At 59.5% G+C, this 24451-nt stretch carries 23 protein-coding genes; 18 read left to right on the top strand and 5 right to left on the bottom strand.

Annotation, left to right across the window (positions count from 1 at the left end; translation table 11 throughout):
* Positions 1–583: 583 nt before the first annotated feature.
* The 18 genes from mnmG to gabP all read left to right on the top strand — a co-directional run bounded on the left by mnmG (position 584) and on the right by gabP (position 19558).
* Positions 584–2476 (top strand): tRNA uridine-5-carboxymethylaminomethyl(34) synthesis enzyme MnmG, encoded by a 1893-nt coding sequence (gene mnmG, locus ACNFG0_RS13035; protein WP_196154724.1) that lies wholly within the window; start codon positions 584–586, stop codon positions 2474–2476.
* Entirely contained in the window at positions 2473–3123 is a 651-nt protein-coding gene (gene rsmG, locus ACNFG0_RS13030; protein WP_084855258.1) for a 16S rRNA (guanine(527)-N(7))-methyltransferase RsmG, read from the top strand. The genes mnmG and rsmG overlap by 4 nt, the downstream gene beginning before the upstream one ends.
* A gap of 18 nt (positions 3124–3141) precedes the next feature.
* Positions 3142–3933, top strand: a complete 792-nt coding sequence (locus ACNFG0_RS13025; RefSeq protein WP_084855259.1) for a ParA family protein — start codon at positions 3142–3144, stop codon at positions 3931–3933.
* Positions 3934–3942: 9 nt separating this feature from the next.
* On the top strand, positions 3943–4815 hold the full coding sequence (locus ACNFG0_RS13020; protein ID WP_084855260.1) for a ParB/RepB/Spo0J family partition protein: 873 nt from the start codon (positions 3943–3945) through the stop codon (positions 4813–4815).
* Between the two features lie 148 nt (positions 4816–4963).
* Positions 4964–5371 carry a F0F1 ATP synthase subunit I gene (locus ACNFG0_RS13015; protein ID WP_084855261.1) on the top strand — a complete coding sequence of 136 codons (408 nt, stop codon included), beginning with the start codon at positions 4964–4966 and terminating at the stop codon, positions 5369–5371.
* A gap of 16 nt (positions 5372–5387) precedes the next feature.
* Positions 5388–6257 carry a F0F1 ATP synthase subunit A gene (atpB, locus tag ACNFG0_RS13010; RefSeq protein ID WP_023383137.1) on the top strand — a complete coding sequence of 290 codons (870 nt, stop codon included), beginning with the start codon at positions 5388–5390 and terminating at the stop codon, positions 6255–6257.
* Between the two features lie 143 nt (positions 6258–6400).
* Entirely contained in the window at positions 6401–6658 is a 258-nt protein-coding gene (gene atpE / locus ACNFG0_RS13005) for a F0F1 ATP synthase subunit C (RefSeq protein ID WP_003097235.1), read from the top strand.
* A 57-nt stretch (positions 6659–6715) separates the two neighbouring features.
* Positions 6716–7186 carry a F0F1 ATP synthase subunit B gene (locus tag ACNFG0_RS13000; protein ID WP_023383136.1) on the top strand — a complete coding sequence of 157 codons (471 nt, stop codon included), beginning with the start codon at positions 6716–6718 and terminating at the stop codon, positions 7184–7186.
* Positions 7187–7198: 12 nt separating this feature from the next.
* Positions 7199–7735, top strand: coding sequence for a F0F1 ATP synthase subunit delta (locus ACNFG0_RS12995; RefSeq protein WP_023383135.1), 537 nt, complete (start codon positions 7199–7201; stop codon positions 7733–7735).
* A gap of 21 nt (positions 7736–7756) precedes the next feature.
* Positions 7757–9301, top strand: coding sequence for a F0F1 ATP synthase subunit alpha (gene atpA / locus ACNFG0_RS12990; protein WP_196146720.1), 1545 nt, complete (start codon positions 7757–7759; stop codon positions 9299–9301).
* A gap of 48 nt (positions 9302–9349) precedes the next feature.
* Positions 9350–10210 carry a F0F1 ATP synthase subunit gamma gene (gene atpG, locus ACNFG0_RS12985; RefSeq protein WP_023383133.1) on the top strand — a complete coding sequence of 287 codons (861 nt, stop codon included), beginning with the start codon at positions 9350–9352 and terminating at the stop codon, positions 10208–10210.
* Positions 10211–10237: 27 nt separating this feature from the next.
* Positions 10238–11614 (top strand): F0F1 ATP synthase subunit beta, encoded by a 1377-nt coding sequence (atpD, locus tag ACNFG0_RS12980; RefSeq protein WP_023383132.1) that lies wholly within the window; start codon positions 10238–10240, stop codon positions 11612–11614.
* 44 nt (positions 11615–11658) lie between these two features.
* On the top strand, positions 11659–12084 hold the full coding sequence (locus tag ACNFG0_RS12975) for a F0F1 ATP synthase subunit epsilon (protein ID WP_043214185.1): 426 nt from the start codon (positions 11659–11661) through the stop codon (positions 12082–12084).
* A 114-nt stretch (positions 12085–12198) separates the two neighbouring features.
* Entirely contained in the window at positions 12199–13566 is a 1368-nt protein-coding gene (gene glmU / locus ACNFG0_RS12970) for a bifunctional UDP-N-acetylglucosamine diphosphorylase/glucosamine-1-phosphate N-acetyltransferase GlmU (RefSeq protein WP_416765119.1), read from the top strand.
* A 206-nt stretch (positions 13567–13772) separates the two neighbouring features.
* On the top strand, positions 13773–14549 hold the full coding sequence (locus ACNFG0_RS12965) for a DeoR/GlpR family DNA-binding transcription regulator (RefSeq protein WP_196146718.1): 777 nt from the start codon (positions 13773–13775) through the stop codon (positions 14547–14549).
* A gap of 2 nt (positions 14550–14551) precedes the next feature.
* Positions 14552–16387 (top strand): glutamine--fructose-6-phosphate transaminase (isomerizing), encoded by a 1836-nt coding sequence (glmS, locus tag ACNFG0_RS12960; protein ID WP_196166915.1) that lies wholly within the window; start codon positions 14552–14554, stop codon positions 16385–16387.
* A gap of 714 nt (positions 16388–17101) precedes the next feature.
* Entirely contained in the window at positions 17102–18004 is a 903-nt protein-coding gene (locus tag ACNFG0_RS12955; RefSeq protein WP_416765117.1) for a DMT family transporter, read from the top strand.
* A 147-nt stretch (positions 18005–18151) separates the two neighbouring features.
* Entirely contained in the window at positions 18152–19558 is a 1407-nt protein-coding gene (gene gabP, locus ACNFG0_RS12950; protein WP_416765116.1) for a GABA permease, read from the top strand.
* Positions 19559–19602: 44 nt separating this feature from the next.
* On the opposite strand, the gene ACNFG0_RS12945 is transcribed toward gabP, so the two are convergent.
* The 5 genes from ACNFG0_RS12945 to ACNFG0_RS12925 all read right to left on the bottom strand — a co-directional run bounded on the left by ACNFG0_RS12945 (position 19603) and on the right by ACNFG0_RS12925 (position 24441).
* Entirely contained in the window at positions 19603–20643 is a 1041-nt protein-coding gene (locus ACNFG0_RS12945; RefSeq protein WP_416765114.1) for a GlxA family transcriptional regulator, read from the bottom strand.
* A gap of 67 nt (positions 20644–20710) precedes the next feature.
* Positions 20711–21562, bottom strand: a complete 852-nt coding sequence (locus ACNFG0_RS12940) for an ABC transporter permease (protein ID WP_416765112.1) — start codon at positions 21560–21562, stop codon at positions 20711–20713.
* Entirely contained in the window at positions 21549–22406 is an 858-nt protein-coding gene (locus ACNFG0_RS12935; RefSeq protein WP_416765110.1) for an ABC transporter permease, read from the bottom strand. Before ACNFG0_RS12935 ends, ACNFG0_RS12940 begins: the two co-directional genes overlap by 14 nt.
* Entirely contained in the window at positions 22403–23515 is a 1113-nt protein-coding gene (locus ACNFG0_RS12930) for a quaternary amine ABC transporter ATP-binding protein (RefSeq protein WP_416765108.1), read from the bottom strand. The genes ACNFG0_RS12935 and ACNFG0_RS12930 overlap by 4 nt, the downstream gene beginning before the upstream one ends.
* A 74-nt stretch (positions 23516–23589) precedes the next feature.
* Positions 23590–24441 (bottom strand): glycine betaine ABC transporter substrate-binding protein, encoded by an 852-nt coding sequence (locus ACNFG0_RS12925; protein ID WP_416765126.1) that lies wholly within the window; start codon positions 24439–24441, stop codon positions 23590–23592.
* Positions 24442–24451: the final 10 nt, after the last annotated feature.

Genomic DNA, 24451 nt, shown 5'->3' with positions numbered 1-24451 from the left:
ATACTCGATACGATCAACAGGCTTAGCCGCATAACCTGAACCGCCGTGTACGGAACCGTACGCACGGTGGTGTGAGAGGACGACGGGTGAGAGCCCGTCTCCTACTCGATCCTGGAATCTGGCCATCGGAGAGCGGTTTCGCCCACGCGTGTGCCTGCAGGTCCAGCTCAGAAATCATTCACAGGCATGAAGGTAGCTACAGGAGCTCTGTGGAAAACTCGCCATAGGCCCCGTTGATAACCGGCCTTTTTTGTTGAGGACAAACACGCCTGTGGGTAACCATTACTTTAATCCACAGGTTAAACGCCGTTATCCAGAGCCCTCAACCCCTGTCCGACACAGGGTTATGAATCGCTGGATGTATCGCCAATACTGGGCTGTAATGAGTTATCCACATGTGGATGGCTGCCTAAGAATAAACATAAAAACAAAGCTTTTTTAAATTTTTCCTCTTTGTTTTCTTTTGCCCGCCACTCATCCACAGCCTGGTCAAAATTTGCGCAAAAGGTTTCTTTAAGCGGGCTGAAGTCCCTATACTTGTCCGCTTACCTTCTCTATTCGCAAAACAGGCACGAGGTGCGTGGTGGATTTCCCTTCCCGTTTTGAAGTGATCGTCATCGGCGGCGGCCATGCCGGTACCGAGGCTGCGCTTGCGTCCGCACGCATGGGTGTGAAAACCCTGCTGCTGACCCATAACGTGGAAACCCTCGGTCACATGAGCTGCAACCCGGCCATCGGTGGTATCGGCAAGAGCCATCTGGTCAAGGAAATCGATGCGCTCGGCGGCGCGATGGCGTTGGCCACCGACAAGAGCGGCATCCAGTTCCGCATCCTTAACAACCGCAAGGGCCCGGCCGTGCGTGCCACCCGTGCACAGGCAGACCGCGCCCTCTACAAGGCCGTGGTCCGCGAGATCCTGGAAAACCAGCCGAACCTGTGGATATTCCAGCAGTCCTGTGACGACCTGATCGTCGAGCAGGACCAGGTCAAGGGCGTGGTCACCCAGATGGGCCTGCGTTTCTTCGCCGATTCCGTGGTACTGACCACTGGCACCTTCCTCGGTGGACTTATCCACATTGGCTTGCAGAACCATTCCGGCGGGCGTGCCGGCGATCCGCCTTCGATCGCCCTGGCCCACCGCATGCGTGAACTCCCGCTGCGCGTCGGCCGCCTGAAAACCGGTACCCCGCCCCGTATCGACGGGCGATCGGTGGACTTCTCGGTCATGACCGAGCAGCCGGGCGATACGCCGATCCCGGTGATGTCGTTCATGGGCAATGCGCAGATGCACCCACGCCAAGTGAGCTGCTGGATCACTCATACCAATGCGCGCACCCACGAGATCATTGCCTCGAACCTCGACCGCTCGCCCATGTACTCGGGCGTGATCGAAGGCGTCGGGCCGCGCTACTGCCCGTCGATCGAAGACAAGATCCATCGCTTCGCCGACAAGGAAAGCCACCAGGTGTTCATCGAGCCTGAAGGCCTGACCACCCACGAGCTGTACCCCAACGGTATTTCCACGTCGCTGCCGTTCGATGTGCAGCTCGAACTGGTACGTTCGATCCGCGGTATGGAAAACGCCCATATCGTGCGCCCGGGCTACGCCATCGAGTACGACTACTTCGACCCGCGTGACCTCAAGTACAGCCTCGAGACCAAGGTCATCGGCGGCCTGTTCTTCGCCGGGCAGATCAACGGCACCACCGGTTACGAAGAAGCCGGCGCCCAGGGCCTGCTGGCCGGTACCAACGCCGCATTGCGCGCCCAGGGCCGCGAAAGCTGGTGCCCACGCCGTGACGAGGCGTACATCGGCGTGTTGGTCGATGACCTGATTACCCTCGGTACCCAGGAGCCGTACCGCATGTTCACGTCGCGCGCCGAATACCGGCTGATCCTGCGCGAGGACAACGCCGACCTGCGCCTGACCGAGAAAGGTCGCGAGCTTGGGCTGATCGACGACGCGCGCTGGGCGGCCTTCTGCGCCAAGCGCGAGGGTATCGAGCGTGAGGAACAGCGCTTGAAGTCGACCTGGGTGCGCCCGAACACCGAACAAGGCCAGGCCATTGTGGATAAGTTCGGCACGCCGCTGAGCCACGAATACAGCCTGCTCAATCTGCTGGCCCGGCCGGAAATCGACTACGCCGGGCTGGTCGAGGTGACCGGCGGGGAACAAATCGATCCACAGGTGGCCGAACAAGTCGAGATCAAGACCAAGTACGCCGGCTACATCGATCGCCAGCAGGAAGAGATTGCCCGCCTGCGTGCCAGTGAAGATACCCGTCTGCCTGTGGATATCGACTACACCTCGATCTCCGGCTTGTCCAAGGAAATCCAGAGCAAGCTCGGCCAGACCCGTCCGCAAACCCTGGGCCAGGCATCGCGCATCCCAGGTGTGACCCCGGCGGCGATTTCCCTGCTGCTGATTCATCTGAAAAAACGCGGCGCCGGCCGCGAATTGGAGCAAAGCGCTTGAGTTCCCTGGTCACCCCGCAACACGCAGAAGAGTTGTCCACAGGTGCGCGCCAGCTCGGTGTCGAGCTTAGCCCGCAGCAGCACGAGCAACTGCTGGGTTACCTGGCCCTGCTGATCAAATGGAACAAGGCCTACAACCTCACCGCCGTGCGCGACCCCGACGAGATGGTGTCGCGCCACCTGCTCGACAGCCTGAGCGTGATGTCGTTTATCCACAGCGACACGCAGCGCTGGCTCGACGTCGGCAGCGGTGGCGGCATGCCCGGCATCCCGCTGGCCATCCTGCATCCGCACAAGCAGGTGACGCTGCTCGACAGCAACGGCAAGAAAACCCGCTTCCTCACCCAGGTGAAAATGGAGCTGAAGCTGGACAACCTCGAGGTTATCCACAGCCGGGTCGAGGCATTCCAGCCCCCGCAGCCGTTCTGCGGCATCATCTCCCGGGCCTTCAGCAGCATGGAAAATTTCACCAATTGGACACGCCACCTGGGCGACGCGCGGACGCAATGGCTTGCAATGAAGGGGCTGCATCCTGCCGATGAACTGGTAGCATTGCCCGCAGACTTCACAGTGGAAAGCGAGCAGGCCCTGACCGTTCCGGGTTGCCAGGGCCAGCGCCATCTGCTGATACTGCGCCGCAAGGCATGACTGGGAACACACGCAACAATGGCTAAGGTATTCGCAATCGCGAACCAGAAGGGTGGTGTGGGCAAGACCACCACCTGTATCAATCTCGCCGCATCGCTGGCCGCGACCAAGCGCCGCGTGCTGCTGATCGACCTCGATCCGCAGGGCAACGCCACCATGGGCAGCGGTGTGGACAAGCATGAACTCGAGCATTCGGTCTATGACCTGCTGATCGGGGAGTGTGACCTGGCCCAGGCGATGCATTTCTCCGAGCACGGCGGTTTCCAGCTGTTGCCGGCCAACCGCGACCTGACCGCCGCGGAAGTGGTGCTGCTGGAGATGCAGATGAAGGAAAGCCGCCTGCGCAATGCGTTGGCGCCGATCCGCGACAACTACGATTTCATCCTCATCGACTGCCCACCTTCGCTGTCGATGCTGACCCTCAATGCCCTGGTCGCCTCCGATGGCGTGATCATCCCGATGCAGTGCGAGTACTACGCACTGGAAGGTCTCAGCGACCTTGTGGATAACATCAAGCGCATCGCCGCCCGCCTGAACCCGGAGCTGAAGATCGAGGGCCTGCTGCGAACCATGTACGACCCGCGCCTGAGCCTGAACAACGATGTTTCGGCCCAGCTCAAGGAACATTTCGGCAGCCAGTTGTACGACACGGTCATTCCGCGCAACATCCGCCTGGCCGAGGCGCCGAGCTTCGGCATGCCGGCCCTGGCGTACGACAAGCAATCGCGTGGCGCGCTGGCCTACCTGGCCCTGGCCGGGGAACTGGTTCGCCGCCAACGCCGTCAATCACGCACTGCACAAACAACTTAAGGAATCCGCATGGCCGTTAAGAAACGGGGTCTCGGACGTGGGTTGGATGCACTGCTCAGTGGTCCCTCCGTCAGCACGCTCGAAGAGCAGGCTGTGAAGGTCGACCAGAAGGAACTGCAACACCTGCCGGTCGAGCTGATCCAGCGTGGCAAGTACCAGCCACGTCGTGACATGGACCCCGAAGCGCTGGAAGAACTGGCGCACTCGATTCGCAACCAGGGCGTGATGCAACCGATCGTGGTGCGCCCGATTGGCGAGAACCGCTACGAGATCATTGCCGGTGAGCGCCGCTGGCGTGCCACCCAGCAGGCTGGCCTGGACACGATCCCGGCCATGGTCCGCGAAGTGCCCGACGAAGCGGCCATCGCCATGGCGCTGATCGAAAACATCCAGCGCGAGGACCTCAACCCTCTGGAAGAGGCCCTGGCGTTGCAGCGCCTGCAGCAGGAGTTCGAACTGACCCAACAGCAGGTCGCCGATGCCGTGGGCAAGTCGCGGGTGACCGTGGCCAACTTGCTGCGCCTGATCTCGCTGCCTGAAGCGATCAAGACCATGCTCGCCCATGGTGACCTGGAGATGGGCCATGCCCGTGCACTGCTTGGGCTGGAGGAAGATCGCCAGGAAGAGGGGGCGCGGCATGTTGTCGCACGTGGCCTCACCGTACGGCAAACCGAAGCGCTGGTGCGCCAGTGGCTCAATGGCAAATCTGATCCGGTCGAACAGGCCAAACCTGATCCGGATATCGCACGCCTCGAACAGCGTCTGGCAGAGCGCCTGGGCTCGGCGGTGCAGATACGCCACGGGAACAAGGGCAAGGGCCAACTTGTAATTCGCTACAACTCCCTTGATGAGTTGCAAGGCGTGCTTGCTCACATCCGCTGAAACAATTCCCGTTGTAGCGCGCAGTCGGAAATCACTACGAAGAGTTGAATAGGGGTTAAACCACCCCTATACTCTGCGCGCATTTTGTCGGCACAAATTATGCCAAGTCATTGCTGACTTGACGGTCGACTTTCGAGGAGCAGTTGTGATGGAAATCCGCACGCCAAACCGCTTGCCTTTCCATCGCTGGGCGGTTTTTCCGGTGCTGCTGGCTCAATGTATCGTGTTTCTGCTGGCAACTCTGGTGTTGTGGCAGTGGCAAGGCGCGGTCAGCGGTTATTCAGGTCTCTGCGGAGGTTTGATCGCCTGGCTGCCCAATGTGTATTTCGCCTGGAAGGCATTTCGCTATAGCGGGGCCAGGGCAGCGCAGGCCATCGTCAAGTCGTTCTACGCGGGCGAGGCAGGCAAATTGATTTTGACGGCAGTGCTTTTTGCACTGACCTTCGCAGGAGTGAAGCCATTGGCGCCGCTAGCAGTATTCGGCGTCTTCCTGCTGACCCTACTGGTCAGCTGGTTCGCGCCCCTGCTGATGAATAAAAGACTTTCGAGACCTTAGGGCGTTTGAGGCAACCATGGCAGCAGAAACCGCTTCGGGCTATATCCAGCACCACTTGCAGAACCTGACCTACGGTCAACTACCAGACGGCAGCTGGGGCTTCGCCCATTCGGCTGCAGAAGCCAAGGCAATGGGCTTCTGGGCGTTCCACCTGGACACCCTGGGTTGGTCCGTCGCGCTGGGTCTGATCTTCCTGTTCATCTTCCGCATGGCGGCCAAGAAGGCGACTTCCGGCCAGCCTGGCGGCCTGCAGAACTTCGTCGAAGTGCTGGTGGACTTCGTCAACGGCAGCGTGAAGGACTCCTTCCACGGCCGTAGCCCGGTGATCGCCCCGCTGGCGCTGACCATCTTCGTCTGGGTGTTCCTGATGAACGCCATCGACCTGGTACCGGTCGACTGGATCCCGCAGCTGGCCATCCTGATCTCCGGCGACCCGCACATTCCGTTCCGTGCCGTATCGACCACCGACCCGAACGCGACCCTGGCCATGGCCTTCTGCGTGTTCGCGCTGATCATCTTCTACAGCATCAAGGTCAAGGGCCTGGGCGGTTTCATCGGTGAGCTGACCCTGCACCCGTTCGGCAGCAAGAACATCTTCGTGCAGATCCTGCTGATCCCGGTGAACTTCCTGCTCGAATTCGTCACCCTGATCGCCAAGCCGATCTCCCTGGCACTGCGTCTGTTCGGCAACATGTACGCCGGCGAGCTGGTGTTCATCCTGATCGCCGTGATGTTCGGCGCCGGCATCCTGTGGCTCAGCGGCCTGGGTGTGGTGCTGCAGTGGGCGTGGGCTGTGTTCCACATCCTGATCATCACCCTGCAAGCCTTCATCTTCATGATGCTTACCATCGTCTACCTGTCGATGGCTCACGAAGATAACCATTAAGACCGCCTCGCGTGTCTGATAGCCTTCTCCGCCTGTTTGGGGGGAAGGCCAAAAACGTCCGCAAGGGCAGCTGTACCAAACGATTTGTTTTACCGCTTCAAACTAAAAACCTAACCAATACGACGTAAAAGTCGGGAGGAAAGATGGAAACTGTAGTTGGTCTGACCGCTATCGCTGTTGCTCTGCTGATCGGCCTGGGTGCTCTGGGTACCGCCATTGGTTTCGGCCTGCTGGGCGGCAAGTTCCTGGAAGGCGCTGCTCGTCAGCCTGAGATGGTTCCGATGCTGCAGGTCAAGATGTTCATCGTCGCCGGTCTGCTCGACGCCGTAACCATGATCGGTGTTGGTATCGCTCTGTTCTTCACCTTCGCGAACCCCTTCGTTGGTCAGATCGCCGGCTAATCACTCGTTCCTACGAGTTGATTGGTGTGATGGACAAAGACCGAGCGAGGTGTTGGCGTGAACATTAATGCAACCCTGATTGGCCAATCCGTTGCTTTCCTGATTTTTGTGCTCTTCTGCATGAAGTACGTATGGCCTCCGGTCATCACTGCCCTGCAAGAGCGCCAAAAGAAGATTGCCGACGGCTTGGACGCTGCCAACCGCGCAGCTCGCGACCTGGAGCTGGCCCAAGAGAAAGCGGGTCAGCAACTGCGTGAAGCAAAGGCACAGGCAGCCGAAATCATTGAGCAAAGCAAGAAACGCGCTGCTCAGCTTGTCGAGGAAGCCCGTGAACAGGCTCGCGTCGAAGCTGACCGTGTGAAGGCTCAGGCTCAAGCCGAGATCGAACAGGAACTCAACAGCGTCAAAGACGCCCTGCGTGCCCAAGTGGGTGCCCTGGCCGTTGGCGGTGCTGAAAAGATCCTTGGCGCCACAATCGATCAAAACGCGCATGCGGAGCTGGTTAACAAACTGGCCGCTGAAATTTAAGCGAGGGCGATCATGGCAGAACTGACCACGTTGGCCCGACCTTACGCTAAGGCTGCCTTTGAGCATGCCCAGGCCCATCAGCAACTGGCCAATTGGTCAGCCATGCTCGGCCTGGCTGCTGCGGTGTCGGAAGACGACACCATGCAGCGCCTGCTCAAGGCCCCGCGACTGACAAGCGCAGAAAAGGCCGCCGCATTCATTGAAGTCTGCGGTGACAAGTTCGATGCACAGGCACAGAATTTCATTCATGTTGCCGCGGAAAACGACCGTCTCCTGCTTCTGCCGGAGATTTCGGCTCTGTTCGACCTGTACAAGGCCGAGCAAGAGAAATCCGTGGACGTGGAAGTCACCAGTGCTTTTGCGTTGAACCAAGAACAGCAAGACAAACTCGCCAAGGTTCTCAGTGCACGGCTCAGCCGGGAAGTGCGCCTGCACGCGTCGGAGGATGCCAGCCTGATCGGCGGCGTCGTCATCCGCGCCGGCGACCTGGTAATCGATGGCTCGGTTCGCGGCAAGATCGCGAAACTGGCCGAAGCATTGAAATCTTGAGTTTGAAGGGGCAGCAGAGCAATGCAGCAACTCAATCCTTCCGAAATTAGTGAAATCATCAAGGGTCGCATCGAGAAGCTCGATGTCGGCTCCCAAGCCCGTAACGAAGGTACCGTCGTAAGCGTTTCCGACGGTATCGTGCGGATCCACGGTCTGGCCGACGCTATGTACGGCGAAATGATCGAGTTCCCGGGCGGCGTATACGGTATGGCACTGAACCTGGAGCAAGACTCCGTAGGTGCGGTGGTACTGGGTGCGTACACCTCCCTCGCCGAGGGCATGAGCGCCAAGTGCACCGGTCGCATCCTCGAAGTGCCGGTCGGCAAGGGCCTGCTGGGTCGCGTCGTTGACGCGCTGGGCAACCCGATCGATGGTAAAGGTCCTCTGACCACCACCGAAACCGACGCGGTCGAAAAGGTCGCTCCGGGCGTTATCTGGCGTAAGTCGGTAGACCAGCCTGTACAGACTGGCTACAAGTCGGTCGACGCCATGATCCCGGTTGGCCGTGGCCAGCGTGAGCTGATCATCGGTGACCGTCAGATCGGTAAGACCGCGATGGCGGTCGACGCGATCATCAACCAGAAAGACAGCGGCATCTTCTGCGTCTATGTGGCCGTTGGCCAGAAGCAGTCGACCATCGCCAACGTCGTGCGCAAGCTGGAAGAAGCCGGCGCCCTGGCCAACACCATCGTTGTTGCCGCCAGCGCCTCGGAATCCGCCGCACTGCAGTTCCTGGCCCCGTACGCCGGCTGCACCATGGGTGAATACTTCCGTGACCGCGGTGAAGACGCACTGATCGTTTACGATGACCTGTCCAAGCAGGCCGTTGCCTACCGTCAGATCTCCCTGCTGCTGCGCCGTCCGCCAGGACGTGAAGCGTACCCAGGCGACGTGTTCTATCTCCACTCCCGTCTGCTGGAGCGTGCATCGCGCGTTTCCGAAGAGTACGTCGAGAAGTTCACCAACGGTGCCGTAACTGGCAAGACCGGCTCGCTGACCGCACTGCCGATCATCGAAACCCAGGCTGGCGACGTTTCCGCGTTCGTTCCGACCAACGTGATCTCCATCACCGACGGTCAGATCTTCCTGGAATCGGCCATGTTCAACTCGGGCATCCGCCCTGCAGTTAACGCCGGTGTTTCGGTATCCCGTGTTGGTGGTGCCGCTCAGACCAAGATCATCAAGAAGCTGTCCGGTGGTATCCGTACCGCTCTGGCTCAGTACCGTGAACTGGCTGCATTCGCCCAGTTCGCTTCCGATCTGGACGAAGCGACCCGCAAGCAGCTGGAGCATGGTCAGCGCGTAACCGAGCTGATGAAGCAGAAGCAGTACGCGCCGATGTCCATCGCGGACATGGCCCTGTCGCTGTACGCCGCTGAGCGTGGTTTCCTGACTGACGTAGAAGTCAACAAGGTCGGCAGCTTCGAGCAAGCACTGATCGCCTACTTCAACCGTGATCACGCCGAACTGATGGCCAAGATCAACGTGAAGGGTGACTTCAACGACGAAATCGACGCTGGCATGAAAGCCGGTATCGAGAAGTTCAAGGCCACCCAGACCTGGTAAGCCGCAGCGGGGGCTCCGGCCCCCGCTTGCTAACCTGATAGGTGATACATGGCAGGCGCAAAAGAGATTCGCAGTAAGATTGCGAGCATCAAAAGCACGCAAAAAATTACCAGCGCCATGGAGAAAGTGGCGGTCAGCAAGATGCGCAAGGCTCAACTGCGCATGGCTGCTAGCCGTCCTTACGCGGAGCGTATCCGCCAGGTGATCGGTCATCTGGCCAACGCCAACCCGGAATACCGCCACCCGTTCATGATCGAGCGCCCTGTAAAGCGCGCCGGTTATATCGTGGTGAGCAGTGACCGTGGTCTGTGCGGTGGCTTGAACACCAACCTGTTCAAGGCCCTGGTCAAGGACATGAACGAAAACCGCGAACAGGGCGTGGAAATCGACCTGTGCGTGATCGGCAGCAAGGGTGCGACTTTCTTCCGCATCTTTGGCGGCAACGTCGTAGCCGCGATCAGCCATCTGGGCGAAGAGCCATCGATCAACGACCTGATCGGCTCCGTCAAGGTAATGCTGGACGCCTACCTGGACGGCCGTATCGATCGCCTCTCGGTGGTTTCGAACAAGTTCATCAACACCATGACCCAAAAACCGACGGTCGAGCAATTGGTACCGTTGGTGGCAACCCCGGATCAGGATCTCAAGCATCACTGGGACTACCTGTACGAACCCGACGCAAAAGAGCTGCTGGACGGCTTGATGGTGCGTTACGTGGAGTCGCAGGTGTACCAGGCGGTGGTCGAGAACAACGCTGCTGAACAAGCGGCCCGGATGATCGCCATGAAGAACGCCACAGACAACGCCGGTGACCTGATCAGCGAACTCCAGCTGATCTACAACAAGGCGCGTCAGGCTGCGATCACCCAGGAGATCTCGGAAATCGTCGGCGGCGCTGCCGCGGTTTAACGGTTCAAATATTCAGAGGATCCAGCTATGAGTAGCGGACGTATCGTTCAAATCATCGGCGCCGTCATCGACGTGGAATTCCCACGTGACGTCGTGCCGAGTGTTTACAACGCGCTGAAAGTACAAGGCGCGGAAACCACCCTGGAAGTTCAGCAGCAGCTGGGCGACGGCGTGGTTCGTACCATTGCGATGGGCTCCACCGAAGGCCTGAAGCGCGGTCTGGATGTCGTCGACACCGGCGCTGCCATTTCCGTTCCGGTTGGTAAGGCCACCCTGGGCCGTATCATGGACGTTCTGGGCAACCCGATCGACGAAGCTGGCCCGATCGGCGAAGAAGAGCGTCGTGGTATCCACCAGAAAGCACCTTCGTTCGCTGACCAGGCAGGCGGCAACGACCTGCTGGAAACCGGTATCAAGGTAATCGACCTGGTCTGCCCGTTCGCCAAGGGTGGTAAGGTTGGTCTGTTCGGTGGTGCCGGCGTCGGCAAGACCGTAAACATGATGGAACTGATCCGTAACATCGCCATCGAGCACAGCGGTTACTCCGTGTTCGCCGGTGTGGGTGAGCGTACTCGTGAGGGTAACGACTTCTACCACGAGATGAAGGACTCCAACGTTCTTGACAAGGTAGCGCTGGTCTACGGTCAGATGAACGAGCCACCAGGAAACCGTCTGCGCGTAGCGCTGACCGGCCTGACCATGGCTGAGAAGTTCCGTGACGAAGGTAACGACGTTCTGCTGTTCGTCGACAACATCTATCGTTACACCCTGGCCGGTACCGAAGTATCCGCTCTGCTGGGCCGTATGCCTTCGGCAGTAGGTTATCAGCCGACCCTGGCCGAAGAGATGGGCGTTCTGCAAGAGCGTATTACTTCGACCAAAGAAGGTTCGATCACCTCGATCCAGGCCGTTTACGTTCCTGCGGACGACTTGACCGACCCGTCGCCAGCCACCACCTTCGCCCACTTGGACGCCACCGTCGTTCTGTCCCGTGACATCGCCTCCCTGGGTATCTACCCAGCGGTCGACCCACTGGATTCGACCTCGCGCCAGCTGGACCCGAACGTGATCGGCAACGAGCACTACGAAACTGCCCGTCAGGTCCAGTATGTTCTGCAGCGCTACAAAGAGCTGAAGGACATCATCGCGATCCTGGGTATGGACGAACTGTCCGAAGCCGACAAGCAACTGGTAGCCCGCGCTCGTAAGATCCAGCGCTTCCTGTCGCAGCCGTTCTTCGTGGCCGAAGTCTTCACCGGTTCGCCAGGCAAGTACGTTTCCCTGAAAGACACCATCGCTGGCTTCAGCGGCATCCTCAAAGGTGACTACGACCACCTGCCAGAACAAGCGTTCTACATGGTCGGCAGCATCGACGAAGCGATCGAGAAAGCCAAGAAACTGTAATCCCGGCGCCCCGCAAGGGGCGCTAATCAGGTTGAGGCAAGCAGATGGCTATGACAGTCCATTGCGATATCGTCAGCGCGGAAGGAGAGATCTTCTCCGGCCTGGTCGAGATGGTAGTAGCGCACGGCAACCTGGGCGATCTGGGTATCGCTCCAGGCCACGCGCCGCTGATCACCAATCTCAAGCCTGGTCCGATCACGCTGACCAAGCAGGGTGGCGATCGCGAGGTGTTCTACATCTCCGGTGGTTTCCTGGAAGTGCAGCCGAACATGGTCAAGGTACTCGCCGACACCGTGCAGCGTGCAGCCGACCTGGACGAAGCCTCCGCTCAGGATGCCGTCAAGGCAGCTGAGAAGGCCCTGCATGAGAAAGGCGCGGATTTCGACTACAGTGCCGCATCCGCACGTCTGGCCGAGGCCGCAGCCCAGCTGCGTACCGTCCAGCAGATCCGCAAGAAATTCGGCGGTTGATACCGCAGGCTTCATGCAGATTGAGAAAAAGGGTAGCCATCGGCTACCCTTTTTCTTTTTTGAATTCCCATTACACGGTCATGCCACTGACCGCCCAGGATTGGTAGCCAGTCAATGTCTCTCGATATCGTTATTCTCGCCGCCGGCCAAGGTACCCGCATGCGCTCGGCGTTGCCCAAGGTACTGCACCCGGTCGCCGGCAATTCCATGCTGGGCCATGTTATCCACAGCGCTCGCCAGCTGCAGCCCAAGGGTATCCACGTGGTTATCGGCCATGGGGCGGAACTGGTACGCGAGCGCCTGGCTGCAGACGACCTGAACTTCGTCATGCAGGACAAACAACTGGGCACCGGCCATGCCGTGGCCCAGGCGCTGCCGGCGATTACCGCAGACACCGTGCTGGTGCTCTACGGTGATGTGCCGCTCATCGAGGTGGAAACCCTGCAGCGCCTGTTGGCCAAGGTCAGCGACAGCCAGCTGGGCCTGCTGACCGTCAATCTGGAAGACCCGACTGGCTACGGCCGTATCGTTCGCGATGAACAGGGCCAGGTAGCGGCGATCGTCGAGCACAAGGATGCCAGTGAGGCACAGAAGGCGATCAAGGAAGGCAACACGGGCATCCTTGCCATGCCTGCAGCGCACCTGGCCGACTGGATGGGCCGGCTGTCCAACAACAACGCCCAGGGCGAGTACTACCTCACGGACGTGATTGCCATGGCCGTGGCCGATGGCCTGGTGGTCGCTACCGAGCAGCCCCACGACCCGATGGAAGTGCAGGGCGCCAACGATCGTCGCCAGCTGTCCGAGCTGGAACGGCACTATCAGCTGCGCGAAGGTCGTCGCCTGATGGCCCAGGGCGTGACCCTGCGCGACCCGTCGCGCTTCGATGTGCGTGGCGAAGTGACCGTTGGTCGCGATGTGCTGATCGATATCAACGTGATCCTCGAAGGCAAGGTGGTGATCGAGGACGACGTGCAGATCGGCCCCAACTGCGTCATCAAGAACAGTACCCTGCGCAAGGGCGCGATCATCAAGGCCAACAGCCACCTTGAAGGGGCCGTGATGGGCGAGGGCAGCGATGCCGGCCCGTTCGCCCGTTTGCGCCCCGGCAGTGTGCTCGAGGCCAAGGCCCATGTGGGTAACTTCGTCGAACTGAAGAACGCTCACCTGGGCGAAGGCGCCAAGGCCGGTCACCTGACCTACCTGGGTGACGCCGAGATTGGCGCGCGCACCAACATCGGCGCAGGCACCATCACCTGCAACTATGATGGGGCCAACAAGTTCAAGACGGTGATGGGCGAGGACGTGTTCATCGGCTCGAACAATTCGCTGGTCGCGCCTGTGGAAATCCAGGCCGGCGCCACCACGGCTGCTGGTTCGACCATTACCCAGACCGTTGAAGCTGGCCAGCTGGCGGTCGGGCGTGCACGGCAGCGCAACATCGACGGCTGGAAGCGGCCAGAGAAGATCAAGAAAGACTGAGTTATCCACAGACCGTTATGTACAGGCCGGCTTATGTGAATAAGTCGGCCTTTTTGTTTGTTGAGGGTTGGGCCGCTGTGCGGCCCTTTAGCAGTGCAAGGGCTGCCAAGCAGCCCCTAGGCCTGAAAGCGCAGATCCCTTGACGAATCCCGCATCTTAGGTTTTGATTGCAACCATTATCTTTCGAATCGAAACTTAAACCCGAAATGTCGAAACGAAACACCCCCCAACGTCGACACAATATCCTGGCCCTGCTCAACGAGCAGGGCGAGGTGAGCGTGGACGCCTTGGCCAAGCGTTTCGAAACCTCCGAGGTGACCATCCGCAAGGACCTGGCCGCGCTCGAAGCCAACGGCCTGCTGCTGCGCCGCTATGGCGGCGCCATTCCCGTCCCCCAGGAGATGCTGGTGGAAACCGTGCAACCGGTGTCCAGCCACAAGCAGGCGATCGCCAAGGCAGCGGTAGGGCGTATCCGCGAACATGCGCGCATCATCATCGACAGCGGCAGCACCACGGCCGCCATGATTCCTCAGCTGGGCCGCCAGCCTGGCCTGGTGGTGATGACCAATTCCCTGAACGTGGCTCGCGCCATCAGCGAACTCGAGCATGAACCGGTGCTGCTGATGACCGGCGGCACCTGGGACCCCCATTCCGAATCCTTCCAGGGCCAGGTCGCCGAGCAGGTACTACGCTCTTACGACTTCGACCAACTGTTCATCGGTGCCGACGGCATCGACCTGGCCCGTGGTACCACCACCTTCAACGAATTGCTCGGCCTGAGCCGGGTGATGGCGGAGGTGGCCCGGGAAGTGATCGTCATGGTCGAGTCGGACAAGGTAGGGCGCAAGATCCCTAACCTCGAGCTGCCTTGGGGCAGCGTCAACACCCTCATTACAGACGATCGCCTGCCGATGGAGGCACGCGAACAGATTCAAGCCCGCGGCATCAACCTGATCTGCGCCGCGATCAGCCAGGAGCAATAATCATGTGTGGAATCGTTGGGGCCGTAGCCGAACGTAATATCACCGCCATCCTCATCGAAGGCCTCAAGCGCCTGGAATACCGCGGGTACGACAGCGCCGGCCTGGCGGTCTTCACCCAGGCCGGTGAGCTGGAGCGTCGCCGTCGCATTGGCAAGGTCAGCGAACTGGAGGCCGCCGTGGCAGCCGAACCGCTGGCCGGCCAGCTGGGTATCGCCCACACCCGTTGGGCCACCCATGGTGCGCCAAGCGAAACCAACGCCCACCCACATTTCTCCAACGACGACGTGGCGGTGGTGCACAACGGCATCATCGAGAACCATGAAGCCCTGCGTGAAGAGCTCAAGGACCTGGGCTATGTCTTCGCTTCGCAAACCGACACCGAAGTCATCGTCCACCTGATCCACCATACCCTCAAGACCGTCCCCGACCTCACCGATGCCCTCAAGGCGGCGGTCAAGCGCCTGCATGGCGCCTACGGCCTGGCGCTGATCAGCAAGCAGCAGCCGGACCGTCTGGTCGCCGCGCGCAGCGGCAGCCCGCTGGTGATCGGCCTGGGCCTGGGCGAAAACTTCCTGGCGTCCGACCAGCTGGCACTGCGCCAGGTCACCGACCGTTTCATGTACCTCGAAGAAGGCGACATCGCCGAGATCCGCCGTGACCAGGTGAGCATCTGGGACCAAGCCGGGCACAAGGTGCAGCGCGAGGCCGTGCAATATCACGAAGGTGCAGAAGCCGCCGATAAAGGTGCCTACCGCCACTTCATGCTCAAGGAGATCCATGAGCAGCCGAACGTGGTCCAGCGCACTCTGGAAGGCCGCCTGGGCAAGGACCACGTCATGGTCCAAGCCTTCGGCCCACAGGCTGCCGAGCTGTTCGCCAAGGTGCGTAACGTGCAGATCGTCGCCTGCGGCACCAGCTACCATGCCGGCATGGTCGCCCGTTACTGGCTGGAAGAACTGGCCGGCATTCCTTGCCAAGTGGAAGTGGCCAGCGAGTTCCGCTACCGCAAGGTGGTGGTGCAGCCGGACACCCTGTTCGTCTCCATTTCCCAGTCTGGCGAAACTGCCGACACCCTGGCGGCGCTGCGCAACGCCAAGGAGCTGGGCTTCCTGGGCAGCCTGGCTATCTGCAACGTAGGTATCAGTTCGCTGGTGCGCGAATCCGACCTGACCCTGCTGACCCTGGCCGGCCCGGAAATCGGCGTGGCATCGACCAAGGCCTTCACCACCCAGCTGGTTTCGCTGATGCTGCTGACCCTGGCCCTGGGCCAGGTGCGCGGCACCCTGCAAGCCGGTGTCGAGGCCGAACTGGTGGAAGAACTGCGCCGCCTGCCGGCCCGCCTGGGCGAAGCGCTGGCAATGGACGGCATAGTCGAGAAGACCGCCGAACTGTTCGCCGACAAGCATCACACCCTGTTCCTCGGCCGTGGCGCCCAGTACCCGGTGGCCATGGAAGGTGCGCTCAAGCTCAAGGAGATCTCCTACATCCATGCCGAATCCTACCCCGCGGGCGAGCTCAAGCACGGCCCGCTGGCACTGGTGGACAGCGACATGCCGGTGGTCACAGTGGCACCGAACAACGAACTGCTGGAGAAGCTCAAGTCCAACCTGCAGGAAGTGCGTGCCCGTGGTGGCGAGCTGGTGGTGTTCGCCGATGAACAGGCTGGCATGACCAACGGCGAAGGCACCCACGTGATCAAGGTCCCGCACATCATCGATGCGCTGGCGCCGATCCTCTACACCATCCCGCTGCAGCTGCTGTCGTACTACGTGGCGGTGCTCAAGGGTACTGACGTCGACCAGCCGCGTAACCTGGCGAAGTCGGTGACTGTGGAATAAGGTGATTCGGTTTCGATACGCGGTGATCTCGGAGATTAAAAGCTGTTTCTGAGATTAAAAACTGTCGCAGAGAGGGAGCCGCCCCTGGCTCCCTCTCTCTAGACGGCCTTCCTTTCTTCCGTTTCCTTTCACGTAACCTGCTTCGGCGCCCTCAATGCCATTGCCCATACAGCCCGATGAATCGCTCGCATCCTACGTGCGGCGTAACCTGCACTTCAGCTGGCACATCGACCTTCCGTGGACCCTGCATCAGCTCGGCACCCATCACGTGCTGAAGACAATCGAGGTAAAGAGGCTCGCGGAGGCGATGGGGTGGCCAGGACGCAATGGCTTTAATCGGCTTAGGCCGAAAAATATGAGTGTTACTTGCGAAACACTTCACTAGGAGTTCATTAATTCTCCAGGCAGGATCATGCGCCGCTTGCGCAATGTCGACTTAAGACATGATCGACGTCTTTTTTGGACAAGATCCTGTCCTCGCCGAACGGTCGATCAAGCCACCTACCTTCAATAATTCACATAACGGCTCGCCTCGCGCCACAGGCCAGCTGTTGCAGTTTCTCGAGTAAGCAGCCTCGTCTACAACTCCAATGCTGCGGCGCCCTTGCACCGGCAATCCGGTAGCACTCCTAAAAAAATAGAACTCACTACGTTTCTAACGCCGCACCGCGCCGCGCGGAACGCGTTCGCGCGCTTATTGAAGACTTGACTGCCATGATCGCTACTTCTGCTTCCAGCACCGGTGTATCCACCGGTCATCGCAACGCTTTGCTCGCCGCACACGTCGCTGCGGTGTTGTTTGGGCTTACGGGTATCCTCGGGGCATTGATTCTCGCCGATGCCAGCGTAATCACTTTCGGCCGAGCGACATTTGCCTTCATTGCCCTTGGGTTTGTTGCTGGCCTCAAGGGCACTCGCCTGTTGGACGCCTTGAGCTGGCGCAACCTACCGGTCATTGGCCTCACTGGCACCTTATTGGCCGCCCACTGGGTTACGTTCTTCATTGCTGTGAAGGTGGGGGGCGTAGCAGTCGCTACTCTCGGCTTCGCTAGCTTCCCCGCGTTCATCGCTCTCATAGACTTGCTGCTATTTCGTGAGCGTATCGGTAAAACCGAAGGCCTGCTGCTGCTAATGGTGACAGCCGGGCTAGTATTGGTGGTTCCTTCGTTCGACCTGCTCGACAAGGGCACAGTCGGATTGGTCTGGGGATTGGCTTCGGGCTTGTCATTCGCTCTGCTGGCGGTGGCTAACCGTCGCCACACTGCGGGGATGAACGCCCTGCAGATCGCGTTCTGGCAGAACGTGGTGGTGGCAGCGCTGATGGTGCCATTTGCGTTCAGCCACCTCGCCAACGCCAGCCTGCGGGCTGATGACTGGGTAAACCTGGCGCTGCTGGGCGTTTTCTGCACCGGGCTTTCACAATTTCTTTTCGTCAAGAGTCTGGATGGCCTGCAGGCGCGCACGGCTGGGATGATCATTGCGCTGGAGCCGGTGTATGCCATCGCCTGTGCTTGGTGGCTATTTGGCGAACAGCCTTCGTTGCGCATGGGCGCTGGAGCGGCGCTGGTGGTGATCGCCACGGTACTGAGCGCCAGATGCAAACCCTCACCTCATTGACGCTGTGTAGCCCAGGGATATGTCCGTCTCACTCCATTTGATGTCCCACCTAGTCAATTGAGCCCTGTTTTCGCTCTCTATGGTTAAGCGGTGAAGTGCCCCTGGCACCACACCATACCCATAATAAAAGCAAAAGCAGGGACCATAATGACTATGACGACCTCTGGGAAAGCCAGCGATCAGTTGGCGCAGGGATTCAAGCCTCGACATGTGACCATGTTGTCGATTGCCGGTGTGATCGGTGCGGGTTTATTCGTAGGTTCCGGACAAGCGATCGCTGCGGCAGGTCCGGCAGCAATCATTGCCTATGCGCTTGCTGGCGCTCTGGTAGTGCTGGTAATGCGGATGCTCGGCGAGATGGCAGTGGCGAGTCCTGACACCGGTTCCTTCTCCACTTATGCAGATCGTGCAATCGGCCGCTGGGCCGGATTCACCATTGGCTGGCTGTATTGGTGGTTCTGGGTGCTGGTGATTCCGATCGAGGCGATTGCTGCCGGCGTTGTGCTGAACAACTGGTTTCCCGGTGTTCAACCCTGGTGTTTCGCGTTGTCGATGACAGTGCTACTCACCGCTACAAACCTGTTCAGCGTAGCCAAGTACGGTGAGTTCGAATTCTGGTTCGCCATGCTCAAGGTGATCGCGATTGTCGCCTTCATCGCACTAGGCGGATTCGCTCTGGCAGGGGCACTGCCGGCACGCGAAGTCAGCGGTCTGGCAAGCCTGATGAGCGCCCATGGCGGCTTCATGCCGAATGGCTGGACGGCCATCATTGGTGCGTTGCTCACCACCATGTTCAGCTACCTCGGCACTGAAGCGGTCACTATCGCTGCTTCCGAGTCTGCTGACCCCGCCCGAAATATCGCCAAGGCGACACGCTCGGTGATCTGGCGGATAAGTGTGTTTTACCTGCTTTCTATCTTCGTCATCATATCGGTGGTGCCATGGAATGATCCGCTGCTGCCACTTCATGGTTCTTATCAACGGGCATTGGAGATCATGAACATTCCCTATGCCAAGCTGATGGTAGACATTGTGGTGTTAGTGGCGGTGGCCAGCTGCCTGAACTCGTCTATCTACATCGCTTCGCGCATGTTGTTCTCTCTTGCTAAGCGCGGAGATGCACCGACAGCCATAGGTCGTACTTCGGGAGCCGGTGTACCTCGCGCTGCAGTCATAGGCAGCACACTGATTGGCATGGTGACCACCATCATCAACTACTTCGCACCGTCCGAGGTGTTTGCGTTTCTGTTGGCCAGCTCGGGGTCGATTGCTTTGCTGGTATATCTCGCCATCGCTTTCTCACAGCTACGCATGCGAGCCGTGCTAGAGAAGCAGAACCAAGCTATTGCCTTCAAGATGTGGCTCTACCCATGGCTTACCTATGGGGTGATTAGCTTCATCATCTTCGCATTGGGCGTGATGTTCGTGATGCCCCAACACCGATTGGAGGTATCGCTAACCATCAGCTTGGCGTTGGTGATCCTGGTAATAGGTGTGATCAACAGCCGGCGCCATGGGCAGGTGATGCCGCTCTCGACGACTGAGACTGCGTGAAATTGGAAGCCCGTTCCGCCGAACATCTGCGAGCGGGCTCTAGGTCAACTGGGTTCGCGCTGCATGCTTTTAACGCAGGCAAAGCGTTTTTCCTTCGAGGGACTGTATCCGAAGAACGAGGCATAACACTTGCTGAAGTGGCTTGCAGAGACGAACCCGCAGGCCACAGCCACGCCCAATAGAGGCAAGTCGGAATGCTGCAGCAGCCGTCGGCTTTCAGTGATGCGCAGCTCCAGGTAGTAGCGCACAGGAGTTGTCCCCAGTTGATGCTGGAACAAACGTCCGATCTGTCGCTTTGAACGACCAACGTATTCGGCTATCTGATCCTGGCTCAGGGGCTCTTCAAGGTTTGCGGCCATCAGGCTGATCGCTTCACGTAGCGGCTCGCTGAGGTTGGTGTGGGGGGCCGGGATGGTACGTCGGTAACGGGACGCCTCGAACGCGAGGATGGCGGTGATGCCATCAGTCAGTGCTGTGCCTCTTCTTTGCCCTAACCATTCAAGCACCATGTTGAATGCACCTGCAGGACTCGCCGCGCTCAAGCGGTCGCGGTCGACCACGAAGCTGTCTGTGCTTACGTGACTGTGGCGGGCGATTTCTGCCACGGCCCCCCGGTGCTCTGGATGAACAGCGCAGCGGTAGCCGTCAAGCAATCCGGATTGCCCCAAGAACCAGGCGCCGTTCCACAGCCCGGCCAAGGCAACTCCCTTTCTTGCCAAGCCTTGCAGGCACGTGCTCAAGTCTGCCGAAGCTACCAGCGCGGTACGCAGGCCTCCGCAAATCACCAGTAAATCCAGTGGTACTTTGAGGCTTTTCTCCAACGATGCGGCAGGAGAAATGTCGATTCCAAGGTCACTGATTACTGACTGGCCGTCCAAGCTGAAGAGAGTACTCACACAGGCCTCTGGTTGAATCAGATTGGCGGTAACCAAGGTATCCAATGCCTGAGTGAAGGCTAACAGGGAGAAGTGCTGGAGCAAAAGAAAGCCCACGCGCATTTGTTGATTGGTGGGCTGTTCGACCGAGCGGGTAAAACGGGAGTTGTGCCCGTTCAGGGCATTGCTGAAGATACGAGTCGGGCGCAACGGGTGTTTCTCTTTGTTCAGGCAAGTAGTAGTGGCGGGCCTGAACGGCCCGCTGTGTCTTTAGGGTTTATTGAAGTTGCGGCCCTGCTCGACGGCTGAGCAGGCCACGTGAGAGCCGGTCGAGTAGTAACGCCACGGCGACGATAGCCAAGCCCGCACGTAGGCCAAGCCCCATTTCCATGCGAGTCAGGCCGCGGGTGACTTCGGCGCCTAGGCCGCCTGCTCCGACCAATCCGGCCAGTACAACCATGGCCAGCGACATCAGAATGCACTGGTTGAGGCCTACCAGCAGGGTAGGCATGGCACTTGGAAGTTCGATCTTGAACAAGATGGTGCTGGGCTTCGCGCCGGTGGCTTGGCCTAGTTCCAGCAGGTCTTTGGGTACCTGGCGAAAGCCCAGGGTAGTCAGACGCAGCATCGGCGGAATGCCATAAATAATCGTGGCCATGATTGCCGGCACTTTGCCCAGGCTGAAGATGATCACTGCGGGGATCAGGTACACCCATGGCGGGACGGTCTGCATCACATTCAGCAGCGGACTTACGGCGTTGTCGAAACGTTTTACCCGAGCTGCAAGGATGCCCAGCGGGAAGGCCACGGCCACCGCAATCAGTACAGCCACGGACACCAAGGCGATGGTCTGCATGGAAGCGGTCCAGAAACCACTGAGCCAGCAAAAGCCCAGCAGCGCACCTGCAAGCCCAGCGGTGCGTAGGTTGATGAACAGCCCTGTCAAGATGCATACGCCAGCAATCATTGCGTAAGCCGGTGGCAGCAACAGCAGCGCCTCGACCGCGCCTAGCATGGTCTCGACGAAGCGGCTAATGACCGTGAACAGTCCGTGCATGTTGGTGTTCAGCCAGTCGAACAGGGGCGCCAGGTAGGCGCCGGGGGAGATATTCATTTCAGTGAGCGCCATGACGCGCCTCCTCGGCAGTGCGGATGCCGCTCTGGGCCAGCCGATCAAGGATCAGGGTGAGGATCACGATGGCGATGGCAGCGTTAATCGAGCGGGCGATGTCCAGCGTCCGGATGGCGCTATAAATTACTTCTCCAAGCCCCCCAGAGCCGACGATCCCTGCGATGACCACCATGCCAAAGGCCATCATCAGGCTCTGGTTGATACCTGTCATGATGCTTGGCATGGCGAACGGCAAGCGGATCTTGACGAATTGTTGCCAGCCGGTAGTACCGCTTGCGTTCCCGAGCTCCAGAAACGCCTTTGGCGTCATGCGGATGCCCAGCGCGGTGAGACGTAGCACTGGCGGAACAGCCACGATGACCGTTGCCACGAGTGCTGTGCCAGTGCCGTAGCCCAGCAGGGCGATGGCAGGCAGCAGATAGATGTAGGGCGGCAATGTCTGGATCAGGTCCATGGCCGGGTCGCAGACGCGATTCACTGCAGGTGAGAGGCCGGCCGCTACCCCGCAGGGAATACCGATTATCAACGCCAGGCTGGTCGCGGTAAGTACCAATGCCAGGGTGCTCATGGTTTGCGACCACAAGCCCATCAGCGCGCACATTAGCAGTGCCAGTAAGGTGCCAAGCGAAAAGCGCCACCCGGCCAGGCGCCATGCCAGCAGGGCGAACACCAATGCCACGGCATAGAAAGGGGGTACCTCCAATACCGTGTAAACAGCCTGGTACAGCGCTTTGAGCAGGTCGTTGAACAGGTCGAACAGGCCGGCAGCATTGTCGGATAGCCACATCAAGGCATTGTCGATGCGCTCATCGAAGGCAGAGGCAAAGTCTTCGGGGTTCATGCGAGACCCCCCACGGACGTACGCGCCTGCGTAGGGGCTTCGTCATCCCTTACACCTTGAACGGCGCGCAGCAAGTCACGCTGGCTTATCACTCCCAGCAATGCTCCATTCTCGCGCACGCCCACGGCGTCGTGGCCTGAGCGAATCAACAGGTTGATAAGAGAATCCAAATCACTCTCGGGGGCCGCGCATTGCAAAAGCTCGGGGTTTTCGTGCGGGTGGTGGGCACTGTATTCGGCAAGCGGCTGCATGATGGAGTGGGCTTTGACCAAGTGCAGACGCGAGATCCCTGCGACGAACTCTGCTACATAGTCGTCGGCCGGGTTGAGCACGATATCTTCGGCGGTGCCTTCCTGGATGATCACCCCATCTTTCATGATGGCGATACGGTCGCCGATGCGAATGGCCTCTTCCAGGTCGTGGGTGATGAACACAGCGGATTTGCCCAGGGACTTGGTGAGTTCCCTGAACTCGTCCTGCAGCTGTCGACGGATTAGCGGGTCCAGGGCACTGAACGGCTCGTCCATCAGGATCACCTCAGGATCGGAAGCGATTGCCCGGGCAAGGCCGACACGCTGTTGCATGCCGCCGGACAATTCGGCGGGGTAGCGGTTGGCCCAATCGCTCAGCCCAACCTTGGCCAGGGCGCGCCCGGCCACCTCATGGCGTTTGCCCTTGGACAGGCCTTGCACTTCCAGCCCGAAGGCTGCGTTTTCCAATACAGTGCGATGTGGCAGCAAGGCGACACTCTGGAACACCATGCCGATATGCTTGGCACGTACTTCCCGCAGTGCGGCAGCGTCCAGGTGGGCGATGTCGCGACCCTTGACCAGTATTTCGCCGCTGGAAGGAGCGATCAGGCGATTGAGAAGCCGGATCAGCGTGGATTTGCCACTGCCAGAGAGACCCATGATGCAGAAGATCTCGCCGCGGCGTACCTGCAGATTGACGTCGGAGACGCCTACAACGCAGCCATAATCCTGGAGAATCTGGGTCTTGGTCAGGCCGCGTTCGCGGTAGGCCTGCATGGCGGCCGGCGCGCGGTCGCCGAAGATCTTCCAGACACCGCGGCAATCGACCAGTGTTTCAACAACATTCTTGGTATTCATGTGTGCACCCGAACCAGAGTTTTTCTGGTGTGTTCTTGTTTCAAGTTCGGCAGTGGCAAGGTGAAACGCTGCTGTCAGTATTTTTTGATGTTTTCCCAACGCTTGAGCAGATCGGCATGACTGTCGGTCCATTCCTTCACGGCTTGGTCCATTGTCTTGCCATCGTTCACTGCGCTGTTGATCGCACTGATGTCCGTCAGGGGTACATAAACGCTGGCGATTACCTCGCGGGCCTGGGGGTTTTCCGCTGAGAAGCCTTTCTGACCGATCCAGTAGTAGCCTTGCGCTGGAGCGAACACGCCTTTCGGATCCTTGAGGAACTTGGTGTCGTATTTGAGGGCCATCCAGGTCGGCTCCCAGAGCGTCACGGCTACCCATTCCTTGCGGTCGACCGCGGATTTCAGCGCTGCCGTCATGGCTGCGGTGCTGCCTTCGAGCAGGTTGAGTTTCAGGTCATAAGCCTTGACCGCTTTGGCGGCATCACTCATCAAGCCCGACCCGGGTTCAATCCCGACGATCTTGTTGCCGAACTTGTCAGCGTTTTCGTTGAGCTGCTCAATCGAGTCGATTGGCACGTACTTGGGCACCGCGATCGCCTGGTACAGCCCGTGAGAAACCGGCGAGATCTTTTCCAGGCGGCTCTTGTTACGGTTCCAGAAATCCTGGGCCACGTAGTCGATCTGCGAGGCGAGGATCTGCACGTCACCCTTGCTCAAGGCCGCGTAAGCGATGCCCCACTCCGAAAACGAAGTCACCTTGACGGTGTAGCCGGCGTCCTCCAGTACTTTCTTGGTGATCCCGGTGATGGGCGTGAGGTCTTCCCAGGACAGGGTGCCCATGTTGATGACCTTTTCTTCGGCATGGGCCTGACACAGCCCTAAACCGATCATTGCGATTGCGCACAGTGCCTTGCGGATACGATTCATGTTGAACTCC

This window comes from Pseudomonas sp. NY15372, assembly GCF_048068215.1.
Classification (GTDB): domain Bacteria; phylum Pseudomonadota; class Gammaproteobacteria; order Pseudomonadales; family Pseudomonadaceae; genus Aquipseudomonas; species Aquipseudomonas guariconensis_A.
This window is presented reverse-complemented; position numbering and strand designations above follow the sequence as displayed.